This window comes from Marinifaba aquimaris (genome assembly GCF_013328345.1).
In the GTDB taxonomy this organism is placed as follows: domain Bacteria; phylum Pseudomonadota; class Gammaproteobacteria; order Enterobacterales; family Alteromonadaceae; genus Marinifaba; species Marinifaba aquimaris.
The window spans coordinates 41,920-61,767 of the sequence record NZ_JABULX010000005.1 but is presented as its reverse complement, the minus strand read 5'-3'; the positions used below and the strand labels follow the sequence as shown (position 1 = coordinate 61,767).

Genomic DNA, 19,848 nt, shown 5'->3' with positions numbered 1-19,848 from the left:
ATTGAACGCTACGAACTTTCGGTGGGTTTAAAATTTTGACTTAAGTGAGGTGTTTTGAAGAGAAATGTGCTTGTTTAAGCACTAAAATACAAGAAACAAGCACTAGAAGCTTAGAAGTGGTAGCTTGCACCCACTGTTAATACGTTAACATCAGAATCTTCGATATCAAAAATTTCGTATTCAGCTTTAATTGAGATCTCATCGAATGCGTACTGAGTGCCAATACCAAAAAATGGATCGTTGCCGTCTAACGAATCGCTTTCTTTAGCTGAGCTTTTATAGTTTTCACCATAAACATACTGAGACACACTTGCTGCTACATCGATGTCAGAATCCCAAGAATAATAACCAACTTTGGCAAATAAGCTGAACTCTTCATTAATCGGTAGTTTACCAATTACGCTAGCAAATAAACCTGATACTGTTGCAGCGATATTTTCGTTGTAAGTAATGTTAAAGTCTGCATCGTAGTAATCTGAATAACTGTTGTTGATAGCGAGCTCGCCTAAATCGGCATAACCTGCCTCAACTGAGAAATACTCATTGAAATCATAACCAACAGCGAATTTAAATGCAGTATCGCTATCATCTACAGAAGCGCCTAAATCCTCTAATTCGTTGAAATCTTCGTCGAATGTGGCTTGACCAACTGAAGCACTGATATAAAACTGAGAAAGGTTGTCTGATTCAGCTTGAGCAGAAGTGGCAAAAAGGCCTGCTAAGCTTAACGCAAGAAGCGTTTTTTTCATTGCATGGTTTCCTTATATTAAAACATCCTGTTCGCTGTATGGATAAAAAGCGAACAATATATTTTAACATTAAGAAACAAATGGTTACATAACTTGCGTTCGTTTTATGCATTAGCACAACGCATAAAAAAGGCGTTTAATCGGGCATCAAGCTGAACTTGTGCACAATTCAAACGCCTGTTAATTCGGTTGATTAATTAACGCTCAACCACTTTGCGCTCGTGCGTATCAATGTGTGCGGTAATACGACGGTTTTTCTTATGGGCTTCTCGTGTATTCGCTTTATCTAATAAGCGAGTTTCACCATAACCTTTTGCTTCAATTCGGCTTGCGTCGATACCGTATTCTTGGGTCAATACTTTAGCAACTGCATCTGCGCGTCGTTGTGAAAGCTTCATATTATAAGCTTCAGCACCTTGAGCTGATGTATGACCAGCAATAGTGACCTCACTCTTAGGGTGCGCTTTCATAAACTCAGCAAGTTGTGCAATATCGGCTCGCTCATCTTCATCATCCGGAATAGCGGCAGAATCGTTGGCAAATAAAACTTCGATATCTAAGCTCAGCATTTCATTTTTATAAACGCTACAACCTTGTGCATCAACCCTGTGTGCCATTGGGGTGTTTATACATTGGTCATCTTGATCAAACACGCCATCTTTGTCTGAATCAGTTGGTGCGGCTACGGCAGTTGCTTTTGCAGGCTCTGCTTTAGGCGCTGGCTTTGGTGCTGATGTTGTTGCTGGTTTAGGATCGCTCGAACCGAAGAAATAACGAATACCCAAACCTAAATTAGTGACATCGTCGTGGTCGAATTCAATCATGTCATAGGCTGCGTATAATTGAATATCACGGCGTAAGTGATAGCCCACTTCTAAACCAAACATTGGGTCGGTACCGTCATCTTCGCGTTTAGCAATGATATTGTTGCTGTTTACGCCAGTGTATTCTTGTTCCCACTTAAATAAACCTAAACGGCCAGATAATGTCCATTCAGGGTTGATAGGCCATGAAATAACGGCTGCGACCTTGATACCATCGCCTGAATCTGGGTGTAAACGTGCGGCATTGTCGTAGTAATCGAAAAGATTCGTTTCAGTGCCGGTATAACTCACATCGCGATCACCTAAATCTTGGTAACCTAACTCTAAGCTGAAATATGGGTTAAAACGGTAACCACCAAATAAGCTAACGGATGTGTCTGAATCATCTAAGTTAACGTCGTTGCCGTTAATAGTACTACCATTTAATATGTTATTAACGTCGCTTCTACCAATGTCGGTTTCACTTTTACCTAATTGACCACCAATAAACCATTGGTCAAATGCTGGACAATCAGCTGTTACTGTCATATCACAGTTGTTGGCAAAAGCTGAATGTGTCATTGAAGTCAAAAGTAAGCCTGAAACAGCCAAGGCAATTTTGTTCTGACGGAAAGAAAACATCTTAGGCTCCTTGATGTATGTATTTCTGTTTTGGAAGTGTGATTGTATTTACAGTGTGATCTTACCTTAGATTAGACCTTATTAATTAATTTGCAGTGACAAAACTGCACTAAATGGTCAGAATTTGACTTAAATTAGCGGTTCGAGGTTATAATTGCCCCCTCATCTGTCATCCCTATACGCTGTGCTGTGTTTTATGAAAAAAATAAGCCAAGTTGTTACCTCAATCGGGTTACTTTTTAGTAGCTTGGGTTCTGCGTATGCCATTGGCGAAAAGTACTATGTGCAATTGGGTTCATGCTATTTACAAAAATGCGTTAAAGATAAAACCGAACGTGCTAAAAAGTATCAATGGCCGGTGACTGTGCATCGAACTGCGGTAACCAAAGAGGGTTATCACGTTAAATCTGCCATGTGGTACACAGATGTTGATATTGATGTTTTTATGGCTGAAATTGAGCAATCTGGCTTAGCGAGCTACGAAATGGAGATGTTGGCACAAGATGGCGGGTTTTTACTGTCGTTAGGCTATTTTGAAGACGTCGTTAAAGCATTTGAAGCAAAATCTCTCGCTGAAAAAATCTTGATAGAAGATGGAGTCAAGTTTGCGATGAAACGATTACAAAATCGCGAAGAATCGAGCAAAATCCTAGTCGGCCCCTACCACACAGAAAAAAAAGCCAAGGCGATGAAAAAGGAAATCCGCGCTACCGATGATTTCCCTAACGCCTTTATGATCAGCAAAGAATAATTAAAGCTAATCTGTTTTAGCGATAGGCTCACACACCATCACATTAATGATTTATTGGAACATCACACTAATCATTACGATTATTTTGTATCAATGCTAAAGACAAATGGATGTCGAAAAATAAAAACTAAAAAAGGATTAAGATAATGAGTCAGTACATCATCAACCGCGCAATAGACCAGCAAATAAAAAAAAGATATTGGCGAATTTTATTCCTTTTACCCGCACTTGCACCGGTTGTGCTTTATCCGGCTTTGATGTTTTTAGATAACCCTTTCCCTAGCAGTGATTGGCTGTATAACAACATAGCCATATACAAATCGGTAAGTGAAAGCACAGGAAATAAAGGCGTCACCTTTTGGGGCTATGTTTTTTCACTTATCCATTTAACCTTTATGTTGCCGTATATGCTGCAAGAATCTAAAAAAAAGGTTTATCTGATGGGTGATATAAAAATGACAGCAAAACAGATAAATGGGTGCTTTGCTGCATTCTTCTTAATTGCATTTTACTTTTTTAATTTCGTTGATTTAAGAGCAGGTGGCAAATTTTCAGGGATGCTTTCAATGGGCGTCCATTGCTGGCCATTATTTTACTACTTTTTTATTTTCCCACTGTATCTCATTTTTATGTTCACCTTTAACGTTTTTAATATAAAACAAGTTTGAGTGGTGAGGCCTACCCGTGAAGGGTTTAAGCGTTATTATTGGCTTTTTCTTTCTGTTCTTTTTTTCGCAAAAATACAAAGACGTATAAATAAACTGAGATAGAGAAAAACAAAGGTGTCACTGCCTGTAGATAACTACCGCGTTCAACATAAAAATCGCCATCTGAGGTTAAATATATTACGGAAAATTCACCTTTTTTATAGCGCTTAGCTGTGCGTTTATCACTACCACAAGTCGCAAAATCACCGGGGCGAGCATCTTTGATAAGGATCTCTGCATCAGAGTTAATAGGGCTAAATTCAAGCTCTAACTCGCAATCGTCTTTAACGTGATAAACCCCGCTATACGTGACTTCGACATCTATCCGTTCCGCATCTTGGCCTTGATAAACAGCATAAAGCTGAAAAGGCGTAGCGATAAAAAAAACGAAGCCAAAAAACAATCCAGTCAGCACAAATAGGTCATGCGCTTTTTTTAATCTCTGATTAGCTTTTTCCGTTAAATTGAACATATCAGCGCCTGTTTATTGTGTTTTTTTATTCAAACTAACAAGCGTTTTCATCCTTGCCTAGCTATAAGCGGTGAACTGCGGGTATGCTTAGTGTTATCTGCACCTGTTTAATTGAGCCACTCGATGGAATTAACCGCATCCCTAAAACAGCACTTTGGTTTTGAGCAATTTCGCCAAGGTCAGCAACAAACAATAGCGCAATTATTAAATGGTCATTCATCGTTGGCTATTTTCCCTACTGGCTCGGGTAAATCATTGTGTTATCAACTGACAGCGCTGCATCTTCCTCATTTAACGCTTGTGGTGTCGCCTTTATTAGCTTTGATCAAAGACCAGGTTGAGTTTCTTCGCAGTAAAGGTATTGCGGCAGCAAGTATAGATTCAACGCTATCAACCGAGGCATACCAACAAACAATTAATGCGATTAAATCAGGCGAAACTAAAATTTTAATGGTGTCGGTAGAGCGTTTTAAAAATGAGCGTTTTCGTCAATTTATCGATAATGTGCCAATTTCTATGTTGGTCGTCGATGAGGCGCACTGTATTTCTGAATGGGGACATAATTTCAGGCCAGATTATTTAAAATTGCCCAGTTATGCAAAAGCCCTGAATATACCTTTGGTATTGCTGCTAACAGCCACGGCGACTAAACAAGTAAAGCAAGATATGGCGAACCGATTTGCCATTAACTCCGAGCATATTGTGCAAACGGGGTTTTATCGCCCTAACTTAGATTTAACTATTTTACCTTGTGAAGAAGCGGATAAACCACAGGTGTTAGCGCAGCAAATTCAACAGCAACAAGGCGATGGCATTGTCTATGTCACGCTGCAAAATACCGCTGAACAAGTTGCTCAACAATTACAACAACAAGGCTTTAATGCCGCCGCTTATCACGCGGGCTTAAAAGATGAGGTTCGCCAACAAATCCAGCATGATTTTATGCAAGGCACTATAGGTATTGTTGTGGCAACCATAGCGTTTGGTATGGGGGTTGATAAGAGCAATATTCGCTTTGTCATTCACTATGATATGCCCAAATCGATTGAAAATTTCAGTCAAGAAATAGGCCGCGCAGGGCGTGATGGGCAAGCGGCTAACTGTATTACGCTTGCTAACTTACAAAGTTTATCGACGTTAGAAAATTTTGTTTATGGCGATACCCCTAGTTTGCAGGGGATTAAAGCTGTGATTGATGATATCCGTCAAACCCAGCAACACCAGCAATGGGAATGCCAAATTAACAGCTTGTCTAACAGCAGTAATATACGTCAATTGCCATTAAAAACCTTGTTGGTACAACTGGAGCTTATGCAGGTTATCTCTGCCAAATATAGTTATTTCGCCGAATTTAAGCTCAAATATTTAAAGCCATTACCTGAGATACTGGCGCACTTTAATGCAGAACGCTTGGCTTTTTTACAAGCTATTTTTTAACAGGTAGCGATGAAAAAAGTGTGGGGTGAACTCAATATACAAGCCGTGCAAGATAAGTATAAAACCGATCGAAACCGAGTGATTGCCGCGTTAGATTATCTTGATGAACAAGGCTTGATTGAGCTGCAAACCAAAGGTGCAACAGATGTTTATCAGCTACACCAAGCTGAGGTGTTAAACGATGAATTAGCCGAGCAATTACATCAGTATTTCTCTGAAAAAGAACACAAAGAAATTAGGCGAATTAAAACCTTAGTGCGCTATTTTGAATTGGACAAATGCTTAAGTCGCAGCCTAGCTAAGTACTTTGATGATCATCAAGATAGCGATCAGCCTTGCGGTCATTGCTCGGTTTGTCGTGGTCAAATAGCACAATTACCTAAGCCCGCAGCCGTTGCTTGGCCCAGTGATCAGACAATACAATCAGATCTTGCTGGGTTAAGCCGTGTACTAGTAGAAAAACAGCAATATCAACTCAACATCGAGACGGCGAGTCGCTTTTTAGCCGGCATCAGTGAACCTATGTTGACCAAGGTCAGAGCAAGGCAATTATCAGGTTATGCCAGTTGTGAACAACAAAATTACGCGGATATTAAAGCTAAAGTGGCAATACAACTAGGATAGTAATGGCAGTAGGGCTTGACCTACTGCCATTTATTTTTAGAGCTGGTGACGTAAATCGAAGCGATCGAGTTGCATCACTTTCGTCCATGCTTTAGCAAAGTCTTCGGCAAATTTTTGCTGAGCATTATCGTAAGCGTACACTTCTGCGATGGCTCTGAGTTCTGAATTTGAACCAAAGATTAAATCAACAGACGTTGCACTGTACATAGGTTTACCTGATTGGCGATCAACACCTTGGTATAAGCCCGCTTCAGGTGCTTTTTTCCAAGCCGTTGACATATCGAGTAAGTTGACAAAAAAGTCGTTGCTCAAAGTGCCTACTTTATCGGTTAATACACCGTGTTGACTGTTCATGCTGTTAGCGCCTAGTACGCGTAAGCCACCAATAAGCACGGTCATCTCTGGCACCGTTAAATTAAGCTGATCGGCACGATCAATCAGCATTTCTGTTGGTGAGCGATAGCTTGTCGTCATATCAAAGTAGTTTCTAAAGGCATCGGCTTTCGGTTCGAGTAAACCAAATGACGTGACATCAGTATCCTGCTGTGTGGCGTCGCCTCGACCCGGTGTGAAAGCCACTTTGACTTTACTGCCGGCCGCTTTTGCTGCTTTTTCAACGGCGGCTGCACCGGCTAAAACGATAACATCAGCCAAGGATACTTTTTTGCCACGAGAGGCTTTTTTATTAAAGTCGCCTTGTACTTTTTTAAGTTTATTTAGTACTTTAGCTAACTCATCAGGGTTGTTCACCGGCCAATCTTTTTGTGGTGCTAACGCGATGCGAGCACCATTGGCACCACCACGCATGTCTGATGCTCTAAAACTTGCCGCTGAAGCCCACGCGGTTCTGATTAATTCAGGTACAGTTAAACCTGTTTTTAGAATCGATTTTTTCAGCTTTTTGGCATCTTTATCGCTGATCAGTTTGTGATCAACTTTGGCGATTGGATCTTGCCAAATCAGCTTTTCATCAGGCACGTTATCACCTAAATAGCGCGCTCTTGGCCCCATATCTCGGTGAGTTAATTTGTACCAAGCTTTAGCAAACGCTAGGCGAAAATCTTCTGGGTTAGCCAAAAAGCGCTCAGCGATTTTTTTATACTCAGGATCAAATTTCAGCGCTAAATCAGCGGTTGTCATTACAGGTGGATTAAACTTACCTGCTACATGCGCATCGGGTACCGATTTGTGAAGTGATTCATCTGTTGGGATCCACTGCGTGGCACCTGCTGGGCTCTTGGTTTGTTGCCACTCAAAATTGAGCAAGTTCTGTAAATACAGATTGGTCCATTTGGTAGGCGCTTGTGTCCATGCGCCTTCTAAACCACTGGTTACCGTATCTTCAGAGTGGCCTTTGCCGCATTTGTTTTTCCAACCTAGGCCTTGTTCTTCAATCGGTGCACCGCCTGGTTCTTTGCCTACACATTTACCAGGGTTATGCGCGCCGTGCATTTTCCCAAAGGTGTGACCACCTGCGATAAGTGCTACGGTTTCTTCATCATTCATCGCCATGCGACCAAAGGCTACGCGAATATTTTTGGCTGAGCCAGCTGGGTCTGGTACACCTTTTGGACCTTCCGGATTAACGTAAATTAATCCCATATGCGTTGCGCCTAGTGGGCGTTGCAGTTTGCCGTCTTTTTCTTCTCTATCGCTGGCGAGCATTTCAACTTCTGGCCCCCAGTAAACAAGATCGGGTTCCCAATCATCGCTGCGTCCGCCAGCAAAACCATAGGTCTTAAAGCCCATGTTTTCCATGGCGACTGTACCGGCTAAGATCATTAAATCGCCCCATGAAATACTGGCGCCGTATTTTTGTTTCAATGGCCACAACAGGCGCTTAGCTTTGTCTAAGTTACCGTTGTCTGGCCAACTGTTGAGTGGGTCAAAGCGCATTTGACCTCCGTCGCCACCACCGCGACCATCTAATGTTCTGTAGGTACCTGCGCTGTGCCAAGTAAGACGAATGAATAATGGGCCGTAGTTGCCCCAATCGGCTGGCCACCAATCTTGAGAGGTTGTCATCACCTTATTTAAATCTGCTTTTAATGCTTTCATATCTAATGCTTTAAAAGCTTTGGCGTAATCAAAGTCATCGCCATGTGGATTAGAGCGTTGGTCGTGATCGCGAAGTGGCGAGAGGTCTAGTTGGTCAGGCCACCAAAATTGATTGTTCTTTGCTTGTCCTATCGCAACGTGAGTACTGCCTGCTGCGCCTTTGGGTTTAGAGCTTTGTGCACTGACGGCAAAGCTAGTGGTCACGGCCAAAGATACTACGGTGGCCAAGATCGTCTTACTGAGGTTTACTTGGGTATCCATATATTCACCTATTTATTATCAAGCACTGGCTTGAGGTTTGTTGTTAGGTATTACTCGTGGCTAATTTTTAGTGGGTTAAATTTTGACCCGATATCAGTGTAGGTAGGGTTTGGGTATTACTAAAATTGAATAAATAGATGGTGGTTATCTAATAAATAGAACATGAAAAATACGGTGGGAAGATATGGCTGAACAGGCCTGACAAACCTGCTCAGCCAAGGGTAAAAGCGTTAAAAGTAAACAGGAAGATTTGTCGTGTCATGGCCAGTTGCAGCAAGCAGTAACAACTCAATGCTATAAGCTGAGACGATAACAATCTCTTGTTCAATTTGCATCGCGTGATGCAAGTTAGCTTTGATCACTTCTGCTTGTTCACTGGAGAGTGCGTGCCCCTGTTTGATAGCACGCATCAGTGTCAAACCGGTATTGGCGATGTAATGCACTTGATCAACTATGGTTTGAATACTTTGAAGTTCAGGGCTTTGCTGCATTGCTTGTTGTAAATTTTCAGCATTGGTTTGCCAATGATGCAATTGCTGAATGATCTGCTGATATAAATCGTCACTAGGGTTGGCTAACCATTGTTGAATCGCGAGTTTTAGCTGGCGATTGCTGTGGCTTTCTACTGCTAGTGTATCGGCAAATCGATTAAGCGGTGCGGCTTGATGGTATTCGTTGCTAACTGATTTTGCATGGTGGCGATGGTAATATTGGGCTTGCTCAATTGCTTCAGATAAGGTTTTAATTGGCTCGATATAAGCTTCGCTAAAAAGCTTAGTTATACCCGCTTGTGCCTGACTATCGTGTTGCAAGCCGACAAAATCTATCGACCAATGAGCTACCGCGCCAAGGCGTTGATACATAAATTCTGGGTTGGTTAACGATTGCGCTGACCACAGTCGTTCTGCTATCGCGTATGTTCTTGGCCACAGGCGTAGGTCGATTACGCTCGGTATCACATTTTCGCCCCATAACGTGGCTTCGCCACCTAAAATCAAGGCTTGTTCTTTTGCTGTTAGTGGTTTGAGCACTTCACCTTTTGGCAGTTGGCTACCAGCGATATCAGACCCTGCTGCTTTTGTACCTAAAATGCGATAACGACCATTAGCAACTAAGGCTTCGTCGTCAAATTTAGCTTGGTTGAGGTTAACCCTGGCATTGAGTACCCCCATCCATGTATCAACATAAAACCAAGTTTGTGCACCTATTTGTTCGATTACATTAAGCTTTTTACGCGAACGCCCTTTAAAGTCGATGAAACCTCGCTGTTCTCCGGCTTTATTCTTAATAATGGTAAAGCTGCCCGTTACCGCTGCGCCGCGCAATCTGGGCATTTCAAATGACCACGTTTGCCAAGTATCACCTTGATTAAGTTGTTGGTTGATGTGCTCGGTTTTGGGGATAGGATCGTTGCGATAATGATAAGAAGTCGGTTGGGCTTGGTCGACGTAAAAGCCTGTCGATAAAATACTCTGCCCACCTTTTTGTGCTTTTAAATTCATCGAGTCATGACCACGCCAAGACTGTACTACCACATCATTAGGCAGGTCATGGTGAAAAATTTCATCCCAGCCAATCATCTTTTTTTGGTGTTTTTGCAGCAGAGCATTTACCCTTTGATTAAAGTGCGCTTGCATGCCTTTGTAATCAATCAGCTGATGTTCAGCAATGAAGGCTTGAATCACTGCATTTTTATTCCACTGTGTTGGTTTGACCTCATCTCCACCAATGTGAAAGTAAGGATCGGGGAAAATGCTCGCAAGTTCGCCGACAATTGCATCAATAAATTGAAAGACCTTTTCATCAATTGGATTAAGTGTTGGCTCGTGAACGCCCCAATGACGTTGCATTGGGTAATCTTTTACCAAGGCAATCAGCTCTGGATAAGCGACAGCAATGCTGCTGGCGTGGCCGGGCACATCAACTTCAGGGATAACGCGAATACCTCTGTCTTGGGCATACTGCACCACATCGCGCATTTGTGCTTGGGTGTAGTAATCACCATCTGAGGCGAGTTGATGTAGTTTTGGGTAGTGCAAAGACTCAATACGCCAGCCTTGATCGTCTGTGAGATGCCAGTGAAAGACATTTAATTTAGCGCTTGCCATACCATCAATTTGTCGTTTGATAACATCGACTGGTAAAAAGTGACGTGCGGGATCTAACAATAAACCACGCCAAGCAAAGCGGGGGTAATCGTCGATACTGACTTTAGCTACTCGGTATTGTATTTGCCCGTTTTTAACTATTGGCTGGCCAAATAACTGAGCGAGTGTATACAGGGCATGCATCGCACCTATATCTGTAGCTGCGGTAATGTTTATTAAATTGGAGTCAGCTGTTAAATCAATTTGGTAGCGCTCGTCCATTTTGAGCGAAGGTACAAAATCGACCTTATCGCTCTGTAATTTGATATGTATGGTTGTTAGTGCTGCTTTAGTTCGCTGTTTCAAAAAAGGTTGATTAACTTTAGTTTTAAAGCGCTGGGCTGCCGCTGTTAATCGATTTGATTGAGTGCCTATGAGTTTAATTGCAACACCGGAACTGACAACGAGCACTTTTTGAGTTTGGGTTATTTTTTGCGGCCAAGGCATTAATGCGAGATCTGAATTCACGCTGGTTTTGGCTATTACTGAAGTTGATAACAGTACCCAAACGATAATCAGTAATTTATATATCATGGCTGCTTATCCTACCCTTATCTGTGTCTGTTTATTGTCCGTTTTGCTTATTAATAACAGATAAGTTAAGCCTTTGTCAGCATTGATTTTTATTCATTCGTTTTTAGCTGAGCTTGAACGTGAAAACCACTCTTTGTGACCTCTTAACGGCTGCTACAGCGTTAAGAGGTTAGATTGCAAGGATTGGTTATTGACTGGTGATGAGTTGAAATTGACTGTCCATCGCTTGGTTTCTCAGCTCGGTCAGTGCTTGGTAGGCGTCGCTGAAATACCAATCTTTGGCCAGTTGTTCAGAGGCAAATGCAATCACTGCTTTATTGGCAAATGTTTGCTCGCCGTGTAGCGCTTGAACCGCCCCTTTGATTAAAAACTTTCCACCGTAGTCTTTTAACGTTTGTGCGGCTTGCTGACTGTATTGCGCTAGCTTTTCTGTATCTAAAATATTGGATTCAACCACTAGATAACAACTCATGTTTAACCTCATTTAATGTTTATTTATTAACCTTGACAAAGCTTAGGGATTAAAAGAAAGTTAAACAATAGGTATTAAATTAACTCATAGTTCAAAAATATGAACACTATAAAGCTTGCACCTTTACTGCTGATTTTTGCTGAAGTGGCCAAGCTTGGCTCATTTACACTCGCGGCTAAAAAGCTATCGTCGAGCAAGTCTGCTATTAGCCAACAAATAAAGCGTTTAGAAAGCGAGTTAGATATGCAGCTTATTGCTCGTAACACTCGAGGTTTGGTGTTAACTCCTATGGGCGAAGCATTACTGGCGAGAAGTGAATTATTGAGCGAGCAACTTGCCTATGTTGTTAACGATATTAAAAATGCAAAAACACAGCCCAGTGGCCAATTCAAAATATCGGTGCCGCCTTTTTTCGAGCGAAATATTATTGTGCCTGCTTTGAGGCAGTTTTGCTTAGAGTATCCGTTAATTGAACCTGAGTTAACCGTAACGGGCAGATGGCAAGATTTGATTGAGCATCAGCTCGATGTCGCAATTTTTGGCGGCAAACTGAAAGATTCTAACTATAAAGCTCAGTATATTGGTGAGGTTCGTGACCTATTTTGTGCCACCGCAAATTATGTGCAGCAACACGGTCGACCTGAGTCTATCGATGCGTTAGCCAGTCATCATTACATTGCTAGCAGCTGGCAAAAGCAGCAGCTAATGATGATAGATAAGACGACCAAAGTAGAACAAACACTTGAGATAGCGCATTCACTAAGCACGAATAACTTGCCCACTTTGGTTGAGATGGTGCTATCGGATATGGGGGTGGCACTGGTACCTGAGTTCATTGCAAAACGCGAAGTTAACCGAGGCAATCTTGTGCACTTGTTGCCCAACTATCACAGCCGACCTTGGCATTTTTATTTTTTGCACAGGTATCAAGAGGCTAAACCGCAATATGTCGAGCGCTTTTATCAGCTCGTTAAGCATTACTTTTTAAAAAATGGTGATTAACGCTGATTGAATGGCTTTTAAGCCGATGAACATACTTAGATGATCTCAGCTGTTATATAGCCTGTGCCCACGCCCAGACAAAACATTGAAATAGCCCTGAGTAATTTTAAAATTTTGGCTATTTGATAAATTTCTTTGCCTTTTAACAAGGAGTCTACAATGTAATCTTGTCCTGTGAGCGAGACTAAAATTGATAAGCTTAATAAGGCCAGTGCCGTGTAAACATCTTGCCCTATCTCGATGGCGTTAAGCTGAATTAAAACAATGACAGCACCGATGACTGCAGAAGAAAACCAGGCATATTGTTTCAATAAATCAAAGTGAAGCTCGGTGACCAGATGGGCATTCTTGGCTTTGTTTAAACGCGTTGCATCTTGTTGCTGTGTATTGGTCGTTTCGGACGTTTGCATCTGTAAAACGAATTCCTTTGATTTGATTGGTTAAGCGATCGGCACATGTTAACTGGCCAGTTGTAAATAACCAAATCAATCGAGCTTTTATCGTGTTTACAGTGCTATTTTAGTCGCTCGTTTGTGCTGTTTTTAAGCTGAAAGTATAAAAATAAGCGCGAAAGCGAATAACCTATCCCTAGCATCATTAATGGTTTATCAACCGAGAAGAAAAGACTGCCAATGGCGTAAGCATAAAAGAGGTATAACTCCCAAGGAAATGCATGCTGAAATCTCTCTTTTGATGTTAGAAAATCAAGAAAGGGTAGCAGCAAACCACAAATGAAAAATATCATATCGAGCGAGAACCACTGGCTTTCATTGAGCAACCAAAAAAGGATGATTAAAACGAGTTTTATGATTTGATAGCAAATATCCATATTCGCCACTTTTTAGTAAGACCAAATAAAATAAACAGCGACTAAATTTAAGCCATAGTAGAGCGCAGTTAAAGAGGTATCTTTGACTTTTTTTGAGTAGTTTTGATTGTGTTCTAGGGCAGAACCATAGATAGCAAAAACAAGTGTTAGCACAAAGAAAACAACACCTGATGTAATGATGTTAGCGATGATTTCCCACATATTGACCTTCCTTGGTTTGCGCTGGTTGCAGGCTTATTATTGCTATTTTTTGCATCCCCTCGCGTGATTAAGCTGTCGAGGGGATTCTCTGTAGCTTGTTTTTTGGCTTAGTTTTTAGTCTTTACGTGGGTTAGGTAAAGCGGCAAGCCAACCAGTAAAAAGCCACCAACTAAATTGCCAAGTACGGTCGGGATCTCATTCCAAATGAGGTATTCCATAATTGTAAAATCGCCGCCCATAATCATCGAAAACGGGAATAAGAACATATTAACAATTGAGTGTTCAAAGGCCATATAGAAGAACAGCATGATCGGCATCCACATTGCTGCCATTTTACTGCCTGCTGACGTTGATATCATCGCACCTACCACACCCATAGACACCATCCAGTTACACAGCATGCCGCGAATGAAGATGGTAAACCAACCTGCGAGTCCTTGCTCTTGATAACCCAGAGTACGCGATTCACCGATTGTGCTGACTTTTTCTGCAATGGCACCACCATCTGTGTTGTAGCCAAAAGTCAGAATAAAAGAGGCAAAAAATGCGACCATTAGCGCGCCGGCAAAGTTGCCGATAAATACCAAGCCCCAGTTGCGCAGCAGGCCTTTGATATCACAACCTTTGCGTTTATCAATCACCGCCAGTGGCACTAACGTGAACACACCCGTCAATAGATCAAACTTCATTAAATACAACATAATAAAGCCGACAGGGAAGAGGATGGAGCCGAGTAAGACGTTACCTGTATTACTTATGACACTGATAGCAAAAAAGGCTGCTAAAGCCAAAATTGCACCGGCCATAAAAGCGCGGATAAAGGTATCTCGGGTCGACATGAATATTTTTTGCTCGCCGGCATCGACCATTTTGCTGGCAAATTCGTTGGGTTCTAGGTAAGCCATATTGATTTGTGAATTGGTTTTTGTAAAAGCGATAACAAGCCGCCCATTATATCTGATGAGTTGTTTAAACGTTAGTAATCTAGCTTGCGATCTGCCGCGTAAAATCAGTTTATAAGTTTACGAGACAAAAACGATGTTTATGAAAGTGTTTTTATTTTTATTGATTGCTAGTTTCGCAATCGCAGGGTGCAGTATTGTGCAGACAGTGTCAGGTGATATAGAGCAACCTACTTATCAAGTTATCAGGACCAATGACAATATTCAGATAAGGTTTTATGACCCTATGATCATTGCTCAAGTGACGGTGCAGGGGCCGCGTGACCAAGCAATTAGTCGAGGCTTTCGATTATTGGCTGATTTCATTTTTGGCAATAATACCCAATCAACCGATATTGCAATGACGGCTCCTGTTCAGCAACAGCAACAGCAAGGGCAAAAAATTGCAATGACAGCACCGGTGCAGCAGAGTAAACAAGGCAATGAATGGCAAGTGAGTTTTGTTATGCCAAAAGCTTACAATATGGCAAGCATTCCTAAGCCTGTTGATAACAGAGTGGAGCTTATAACAGTCGCAGAACAATATTATGCAGTAATCGAATTTTCTGGCCGAAGTTCTGCTGATAATTTAGCACGGCATCAAACACTACTCGACACGTACATGCAAGAGCACAACTTAATCGCTAAGGGAGAAGTCAAATATGCTTTTTACAACCCGCCTTGGACGCCTCCTTTTGTCCGCCGCAATGAGATTATGTATCCCATTTCGGTAATTAATTAACCATTCTCATTCTCATAGCAAATGTGTCTATCTGGAAATTTTAGTTGTTATTTAGGTTATTTCTATTTTTTATTGTTTAACATTATAAATGTCCAATACACCTCCTTGATATGAATGTAAAAGCCCACTTACATTGTTAATGTAAGTGGGCTTTTTTGTTAGATCTCAAAAGACCATTGCTCTTCCATCACATTGGTTTTTTGCCATTCTATGTAAATAGGTGGGTTTCCATCAAAATACCAAATGGCGGCAACTAATTGGTCACTGTGATTGGCTAATGTCAATGACATATCTAAACCTGAATCTGTTAACGACGTTCTGACAATGCAGCCATTATAATCGACATCATATTCTCCATTATCCAATGCCTGATAGTTTTCACATACAGATAAATAGACCCTTTGCTCATCGAGTTTTGATACCTGTAACTGTAAATCAAACGTTGAAGATAAATCGTTATCTTCGGCAATAATAATGTCATCTATACTTGCTGTTTCTAATGTGGTCTCTGTTTCGGGTGCTGCTTCAGTCTCTGTCGCTGTTTGAGTACTCTGAGTAGCAGCAGGGGCTGATGAGTCACCACCGCCACCACCTCCACCACAAGCGGTTAATAGTGCTGAAGCCAATAATACGATTAACGTCTTTTGGTTGAATGTAAACATGGTGCTGCCCTCTAATTGTTAAATACTTTGCTCGTTTCTGGACTCATATACCAGGTTGCATTTGTCTGGCCGCTATCATCAGTCGCAAAGTCGATAAATTCTGGATAAGCCTGGTCTAAACTCACACCTGACATTGGGTGCTTCCAAGATGAAGGGACTTCCATCGCCCAAGCCATACCGTTTTCTGTTAAGAAATATTTGTTTTGTGAGCTATTGCTATAGTCGTGCATGTAGCCAAAAAAGCCGTTGTTAAATTTCTCTGTAGGGGCTTTGTTTTTCAGGTGAATTTCTAGTGCACGACCCGGAGCATGGCCAATTAATGTATTGGCATCATCACCATGATAGCTTGCCGTAGTTGCAAAAATAAATGGGTCATATGGGTAAGCTGGCATAGAGCCTGTTGAGACTGCGCTGTTAAACGGTACAGTGACGGACCAGGTCGGCATGTTTTCATATGTACACCCAGTTTGAGTCCGGTAGTAGCTGCAGCCACTTGATGTTTGAATCCACTCAGTTAAATCTTCAGCAATAATAATGCTGGCAGAGCTTACTCCTGACTCTAGGTAAGCTTCATCGACGCGACTACCTTTTAACACTTGTTTGATGTGATCGCCATTAACTTTCGAAGCTGCCAGACCAGGTACGCGAAGAGCAAAGCCATTTTTGTAGCTAGCACCTAAGGCACTTAAACGTCCCTCAAACCCTACACGAATGATTTGGTTATCTTTAATATAATTGATGATGCGGAGCTGCATCGCCACATCATTCATATCATAATCACCCGTTGATGGGTAATTGTCTTCGTACACCAAAGAGGTATAACCACTAGCACTTGGGTAATAGCTTAAAGTGACCCCTGTTTCTGTTATCGTTAAAGGGTAGTCTTCAACTTCACCATCTGGTGCCCCTCCCCTTGGGCTTAAGTCCTGTGTAGTACTGATTCTAAAACGGCTCCAGGTTGAACCCGGTTCGGCCCAGAGCGGCACTTGATACATAATTTGATTATTGGCACTTGCTTGGTAGTTATCGAGCACTTGCTCGTCTGCTTCAAATTCACCGTCTTGGTCCCAATCGATCCAGGCATTAAGGTAACTGGTCGAAGTGATTTGATTGGCTTCAATCAAGACAATAGCCGATTCACCTGTTTCTAAGCCAGTGGCAAATTGCACACCGTCGTCTGTACCTGAAATATCATCACCTAAACGTAAACTGGTGATCCCTGATGTTCCATGACGGGCACCGTTATCTTCAAATGCAGTACCATAACTGTCGGGTGCATCACCATAGTCTGTGCCTGAAGCTGGTAACACTGGTGCATTTGCGCAACGCGCACCATCATTTGAGCTTGATTTGGGACCATAAGCAAAGACTTCGTCGATGAGTTCGGGGTTACTGATGTCGATTTTATAAATTTCACCGCTCTGGTTTGAGCTGATATACATATTGCCATCAACATCAAAGAATTGTGCACCAAATGTTGCTTTATCTCCCTCATAAACCCGATCTAAAACTTGGATCTCACCAGTATCAGTTGAAATACGCACTAAATCGCCAGTAGTACCATTGGTAACGGCATACAAAAAGTTAAAATCTGGGTGAAATGCAATATCGGTTAGGTTAAGAGTTGCTTTGGCTTTACTGCCTGCTACATACTCCATTTTATTTGCGTTAGGGCCATCAATAAAGACTTTAAATAAGCCGAGGCCGACTTTATAACCAAACCATATATTTTCGACGGTTGAAATATCACCTGCATAGAAACCACTGGCATTTTGCGAATTACTATCCACTTTGTTTAACGTCATGGATTCGATTTGATAATCATTTCCTACACGTGCCAGTGAATTAGTATGATGGTACCAGCCATACATATAATCGTCGTGATCACTAAAACCAACACCGTTTAAGGCTTTACCATTTTGATTGTTCATATTTTCTGATAATTCAATAGACTTACCCAATGATAAATCAATACCAAATGTTTTAGCCGTGTTTTCAGGTTTTTGGATTAGAAAGGCTTCCGTGGGGCAATCATCAAAAGGCGCCGATTGCAATGAGAATGCCTGGAAAATTAGCAAACTGCTAATACTGATACCTAATTTTTGCATAATGAAAACCTCATAACGTATTTACTATAGGTACTTCAAAATGCGCGCCAAACTGACATGAGTTTGGCGAAAAAATGTGAAATGCTATTGATTTAACGAGCAGGGCAATCGATTAAATGGTCGTTTACCATGCCCACGGCTTGCATAAAGGCATAACAAATTGTTGGGCCAACAAAGCTAAAGCCTAATTTTTTCAGTGCCTTAGACATGGCCTCTGATTCAGGGGTTTGAGCCGGGACTTCTTTTAGTGTTTTAAAATGATTTATTTTGGGTTGACCACCGACAAAGCTCCAAAGAAATTCACTGAAGTTAATACCTTGTGCTTTCATTGCTTCGCAGGCTTTTGCATTTTTGATAATAGATTGAATTTTTAATCGATTTCGCACTATGCCGACATTTTGCATCAACTCTTCTACTTTGGCGTCATCAAATAAGGCAATTTTTGCTGGCTCAAATTGAGCAAATGCCGCTTCGTAATTTTTTTGTTTTCGCAAAATGGTGATCCAGCTCAAACCTGCTTGCTGGCCGTCTAAGCAAAGTTTGGCATAAAGGTCTTGGCTATCATAGTTAGGTTTACCCCATACATTGTCGTGATAAGCGACATAATCTTCATCAGTACCACACCAGCCACAGCGTTTTTGTTCTGTCATGATTAATCCTTTATTTGTTTAACTTGGGCTACAGATCCGCAGTTAATATTTGCTAGACTTAAACCACTATGCACTAAATTACTGAATAATTTGTACCTTAGCTTCTGCTTTTTTTTACTGCTAATTTGTTTACTCAACTTACCCATAGTTGCAGAACTGTTTGCTATCGACTTACCTTGGTTGCTCGATTTAACCGTCAGCTTTCAAGCACAGTATGCGCTGGTGGCTGCAGTCATGATCCCTTGGTTGATCAAGCGATTTAACAAAAGTGGCTGGGTATTGGCAATCATTGCTACTACTGCGATTGGTTATAACTTCTCTCGCTTCTATTGGCCTGTCTCTGATGTTGAGCCATCCAATGATAAAGCGCTCCGCGTTTTTCAAGCGAACATTTCTTATTACAACAATCAGCTTGCAGCCCTTAAACAGCAAATCAGTCATTTCCAGCCTGATATTTTAGTTTTATTTGAGTACAACCACGCTAATAAAGACTTTTATCGAGAGCTCGCTGCTGATTTTCAGAGTATTCCACCAGAGTACGGTATTCCTAGTGGGATTGCTGTTTTTAGTAAATACCCAATCAGCAGTCGCAAAGTGCACAATATGGCCAGTTCGTCGGTCAATATTATTGAAATGACATTTTTTGCTCAAGTGCAGCAAACGCCTATCCGATTATTCGCTTTGCATCCACCTTCTCCTCGCACAGAAAAGTTATTCGAGTTGCGTAACAAAACACTGTCTCGATTAGAAGATAAAATACAGCGGCAAGGTCAGCTCAATCAGTTGATGCCAACGTTGGTGATGGGAGACTTAAATACTGCGCCTTGGTCTGGTTACTTACCTGATTTTGCGTTCGGTCAGTTTTTACCTTGTTTTGCCGGGCAAGGCTACGGCGCAACTTGGCATTTAACCTCTGGTTGGCTAGCGCCACTGCTGGCGACGAAAATTGATTACTGCTTTTATTCGTCGCACTTTCAAATTACGGATTATCAATTAATTGAAATAGCGGGTAGTGATCACAAAGGTTTAAGTTATCAGTTACAACTTATCGAATAA

The 19,848-nt window shown here is 41.6% G+C and carries 17 protein-coding genes and 1 pseudogene; 6 read left to right on the top strand and 12 right to left on the bottom strand.

What is annotated here, in order from left to right; genetic code table 11:
* Positions 1 to 110: 110 nt before the first annotated feature.
* Entirely contained in the window at positions 111 to 749 is a 639-nt protein-coding gene (locus HR060_RS04875) for an outer membrane beta-barrel protein (RefSeq protein ID WP_174199163.1), read from the bottom strand.
* 197 nt (positions 750 to 946) lie between these two features.
* Entirely contained in the window at positions 947 to 2,194 is a 1,248-nt protein-coding gene (locus tag HR060_RS04870) for an OmpA family protein (protein WP_174199162.1), read from the bottom strand.
* Positions 2,195 to 2,390: 196 nt separating this feature from the next.
* On the opposite strand from HR060_RS04870, the gene HR060_RS04865 reads away from it, so the two are divergent.
* Both HR060_RS04865 and HR060_RS04860 read left to right on the top strand, forming a co-directional pair.
* The gene (locus HR060_RS04865; protein ID WP_174199161.1) at positions 2,391 to 2,945 is read left to right on the top strand and encodes a hypothetical protein; all 555 of its coding nucleotides are present in this window, start codon (positions 2,391 to 2,393) and stop codon (positions 2,943 to 2,945) included.
* Between the two features lie 146 nt (positions 2,946 to 3,091).
* The gene (locus tag HR060_RS04860; RefSeq protein WP_174199160.1) at positions 3,092 to 3,613 is read left to right on the top strand and encodes a hypothetical protein; all 522 of its coding nucleotides are present in this window, start codon (positions 3,092 to 3,094) and stop codon (positions 3,611 to 3,613) included.
* A 25-nt stretch (positions 3,614 to 3,638) separates the two neighbouring features.
* Here HR060_RS04860 and HR060_RS04855 read toward each other — a convergent pair whose 3' ends face one another.
* Positions 3,639 to 4,124 (bottom strand): hypothetical protein, encoded by a 486-nt coding sequence (locus HR060_RS04855; protein WP_174199159.1) that lies wholly within the window; start codon positions 4,122 to 4,124, stop codon positions 3,639 to 3,641.
* A gap of 123 nt (positions 4,125 to 4,247) precedes the next feature.
* On the opposite strand from HR060_RS04855, the pseudogene HR060_RS04850 reads away from it, so the two are divergent.
* A pseudogene (locus tag HR060_RS04850) lies at positions 4,248 to 6,185 on the top strand (RecQ family ATP-dependent DNA helicase).
* A 36-nt stretch (positions 6,186 to 6,221) separates the two neighbouring features.
* Here HR060_RS04850 and katG read toward each other — a convergent pair.
* The 3 genes from katG to HR060_RS04835 all read right to left on the bottom strand — a co-directional run bounded on the left by katG (position 6,222) and on the right by HR060_RS04835 (position 11,657).
* The gene (gene katG, locus HR060_RS04845; RefSeq protein WP_174199158.1) at positions 6,222 to 8,504 is read right to left on the bottom strand and encodes a catalase/peroxidase HPI; all 2,283 of its coding nucleotides are present in this window, start codon (positions 8,502 to 8,504) and stop codon (positions 6,222 to 6,224) included.
* 230 nt (positions 8,505 to 8,734) lie between these two features.
* Entirely contained in the window at positions 8,735 to 11,185 is a 2,451-nt protein-coding gene (locus HR060_RS04840) for a family 20 glycosylhydrolase (RefSeq protein ID WP_174199157.1), read from the bottom strand.
* Between the two features lie 187 nt (positions 11,186 to 11,372).
* On the bottom strand, positions 11,373 to 11,657 hold the full coding sequence (locus HR060_RS04835) for a DUF1330 domain-containing protein (RefSeq protein ID WP_174199156.1): 285 nt from the start codon (positions 11,655 to 11,657) through the stop codon (positions 11,373 to 11,375).
* A gap of 99 nt (positions 11,658 to 11,756) precedes the next feature.
* Here HR060_RS04835 and HR060_RS04830 point away from each other — a divergent pair, with 99 nt between their 5' ends.
* Positions 11,757 to 12,659 (top strand): LysR family transcriptional regulator, encoded by a 903-nt coding sequence (locus HR060_RS04830; protein ID WP_174199155.1) that lies wholly within the window; start codon positions 11,757 to 11,759, stop codon positions 12,657 to 12,659.
* A gap of 35 nt (positions 12,660 to 12,694) precedes the next feature.
* Here HR060_RS04830 and HR060_RS04825 read toward each other — a convergent pair whose 3' ends face one another.
* The 3 genes from HR060_RS04825 to HR060_RS04815 all read right to left on the bottom strand — a co-directional run bounded on the left by HR060_RS04825 (position 12,695) and on the right by HR060_RS04815 (position 14,594).
* The gene (locus HR060_RS04825) at positions 12,695 to 13,069 is read right to left on the bottom strand and encodes a hypothetical protein (RefSeq protein ID WP_174199154.1); all 375 of its coding nucleotides are present in this window, start codon (positions 13,067 to 13,069) and stop codon (positions 12,695 to 12,697) included.
* A 431-nt stretch (positions 13,070 to 13,500) separates the two neighbouring features.
* Positions 13,501 to 13,689 (bottom strand): hypothetical protein, encoded by a 189-nt coding sequence (locus tag HR060_RS04820; protein WP_174199153.1) that lies wholly within the window; start codon positions 13,687 to 13,689, stop codon positions 13,501 to 13,503.
* 107 nt (positions 13,690 to 13,796) lie between these two features.
* On the bottom strand, positions 13,797 to 14,594 hold the full coding sequence (locus HR060_RS04815) for a formate/nitrite transporter family protein (RefSeq protein ID WP_174199152.1): 798 nt from the start codon (positions 14,592 to 14,594) through the stop codon (positions 13,797 to 13,799).
* A gap of 196 nt (positions 14,595 to 14,790) precedes the next feature.
* Between HR060_RS04815 and HR060_RS04810 the strand changes: the two genes are divergently transcribed.
* Positions 14,791 to 15,372 (top strand): heme-binding protein, encoded by a 582-nt coding sequence (locus HR060_RS04810; protein ID WP_174199151.1) that lies wholly within the window; start codon positions 14,791 to 14,793, stop codon positions 15,370 to 15,372.
* Positions 15,373 to 15,530: 158 nt separating this feature from the next.
* Here HR060_RS04810 and HR060_RS04805 read toward each other — a convergent pair whose 3' ends face one another.
* The 3 genes from HR060_RS04805 to HR060_RS04795 form a co-directional block, all read right to left on the bottom strand.
* Positions 15,531 to 16,034: a hypothetical protein gene (locus tag HR060_RS04805; protein WP_174199150.1), complete on the bottom strand. Its 504-nt coding sequence runs from the start codon at positions 16,032 to 16,034 to the stop codon at positions 15,531 to 15,533.
* A gap of 11 nt (positions 16,035 to 16,045) precedes the next feature.
* Positions 16,046 to 18,142 carry an LruC domain-containing protein gene (locus tag HR060_RS04800; protein WP_174199149.1) on the bottom strand — a complete coding sequence of 699 codons (2,097 nt, stop codon included), beginning with the start codon at positions 18,140 to 18,142 and terminating at the stop codon, positions 16,046 to 16,048.
* Positions 18,143 to 18,234: 92 nt separating this feature from the next.
* Entirely contained in the window at positions 18,235 to 18,792 is a 558-nt protein-coding gene (locus tag HR060_RS04795) for a DNA-3-methyladenine glycosylase I (RefSeq protein ID WP_174199148.1), read from the bottom strand.
* A gap of 90 nt (positions 18,793 to 18,882) precedes the next feature.
* Here HR060_RS04795 and HR060_RS04790 point away from each other — a divergent pair, with 90 nt between their 5' ends.
* Positions 18,883 to 19,848 (top strand): endonuclease/exonuclease/phosphatase family protein, encoded by a 966-nt coding sequence (locus HR060_RS04790; protein WP_174199147.1) that lies wholly within the window; start codon positions 18,883 to 18,885, stop codon positions 19,846 to 19,848.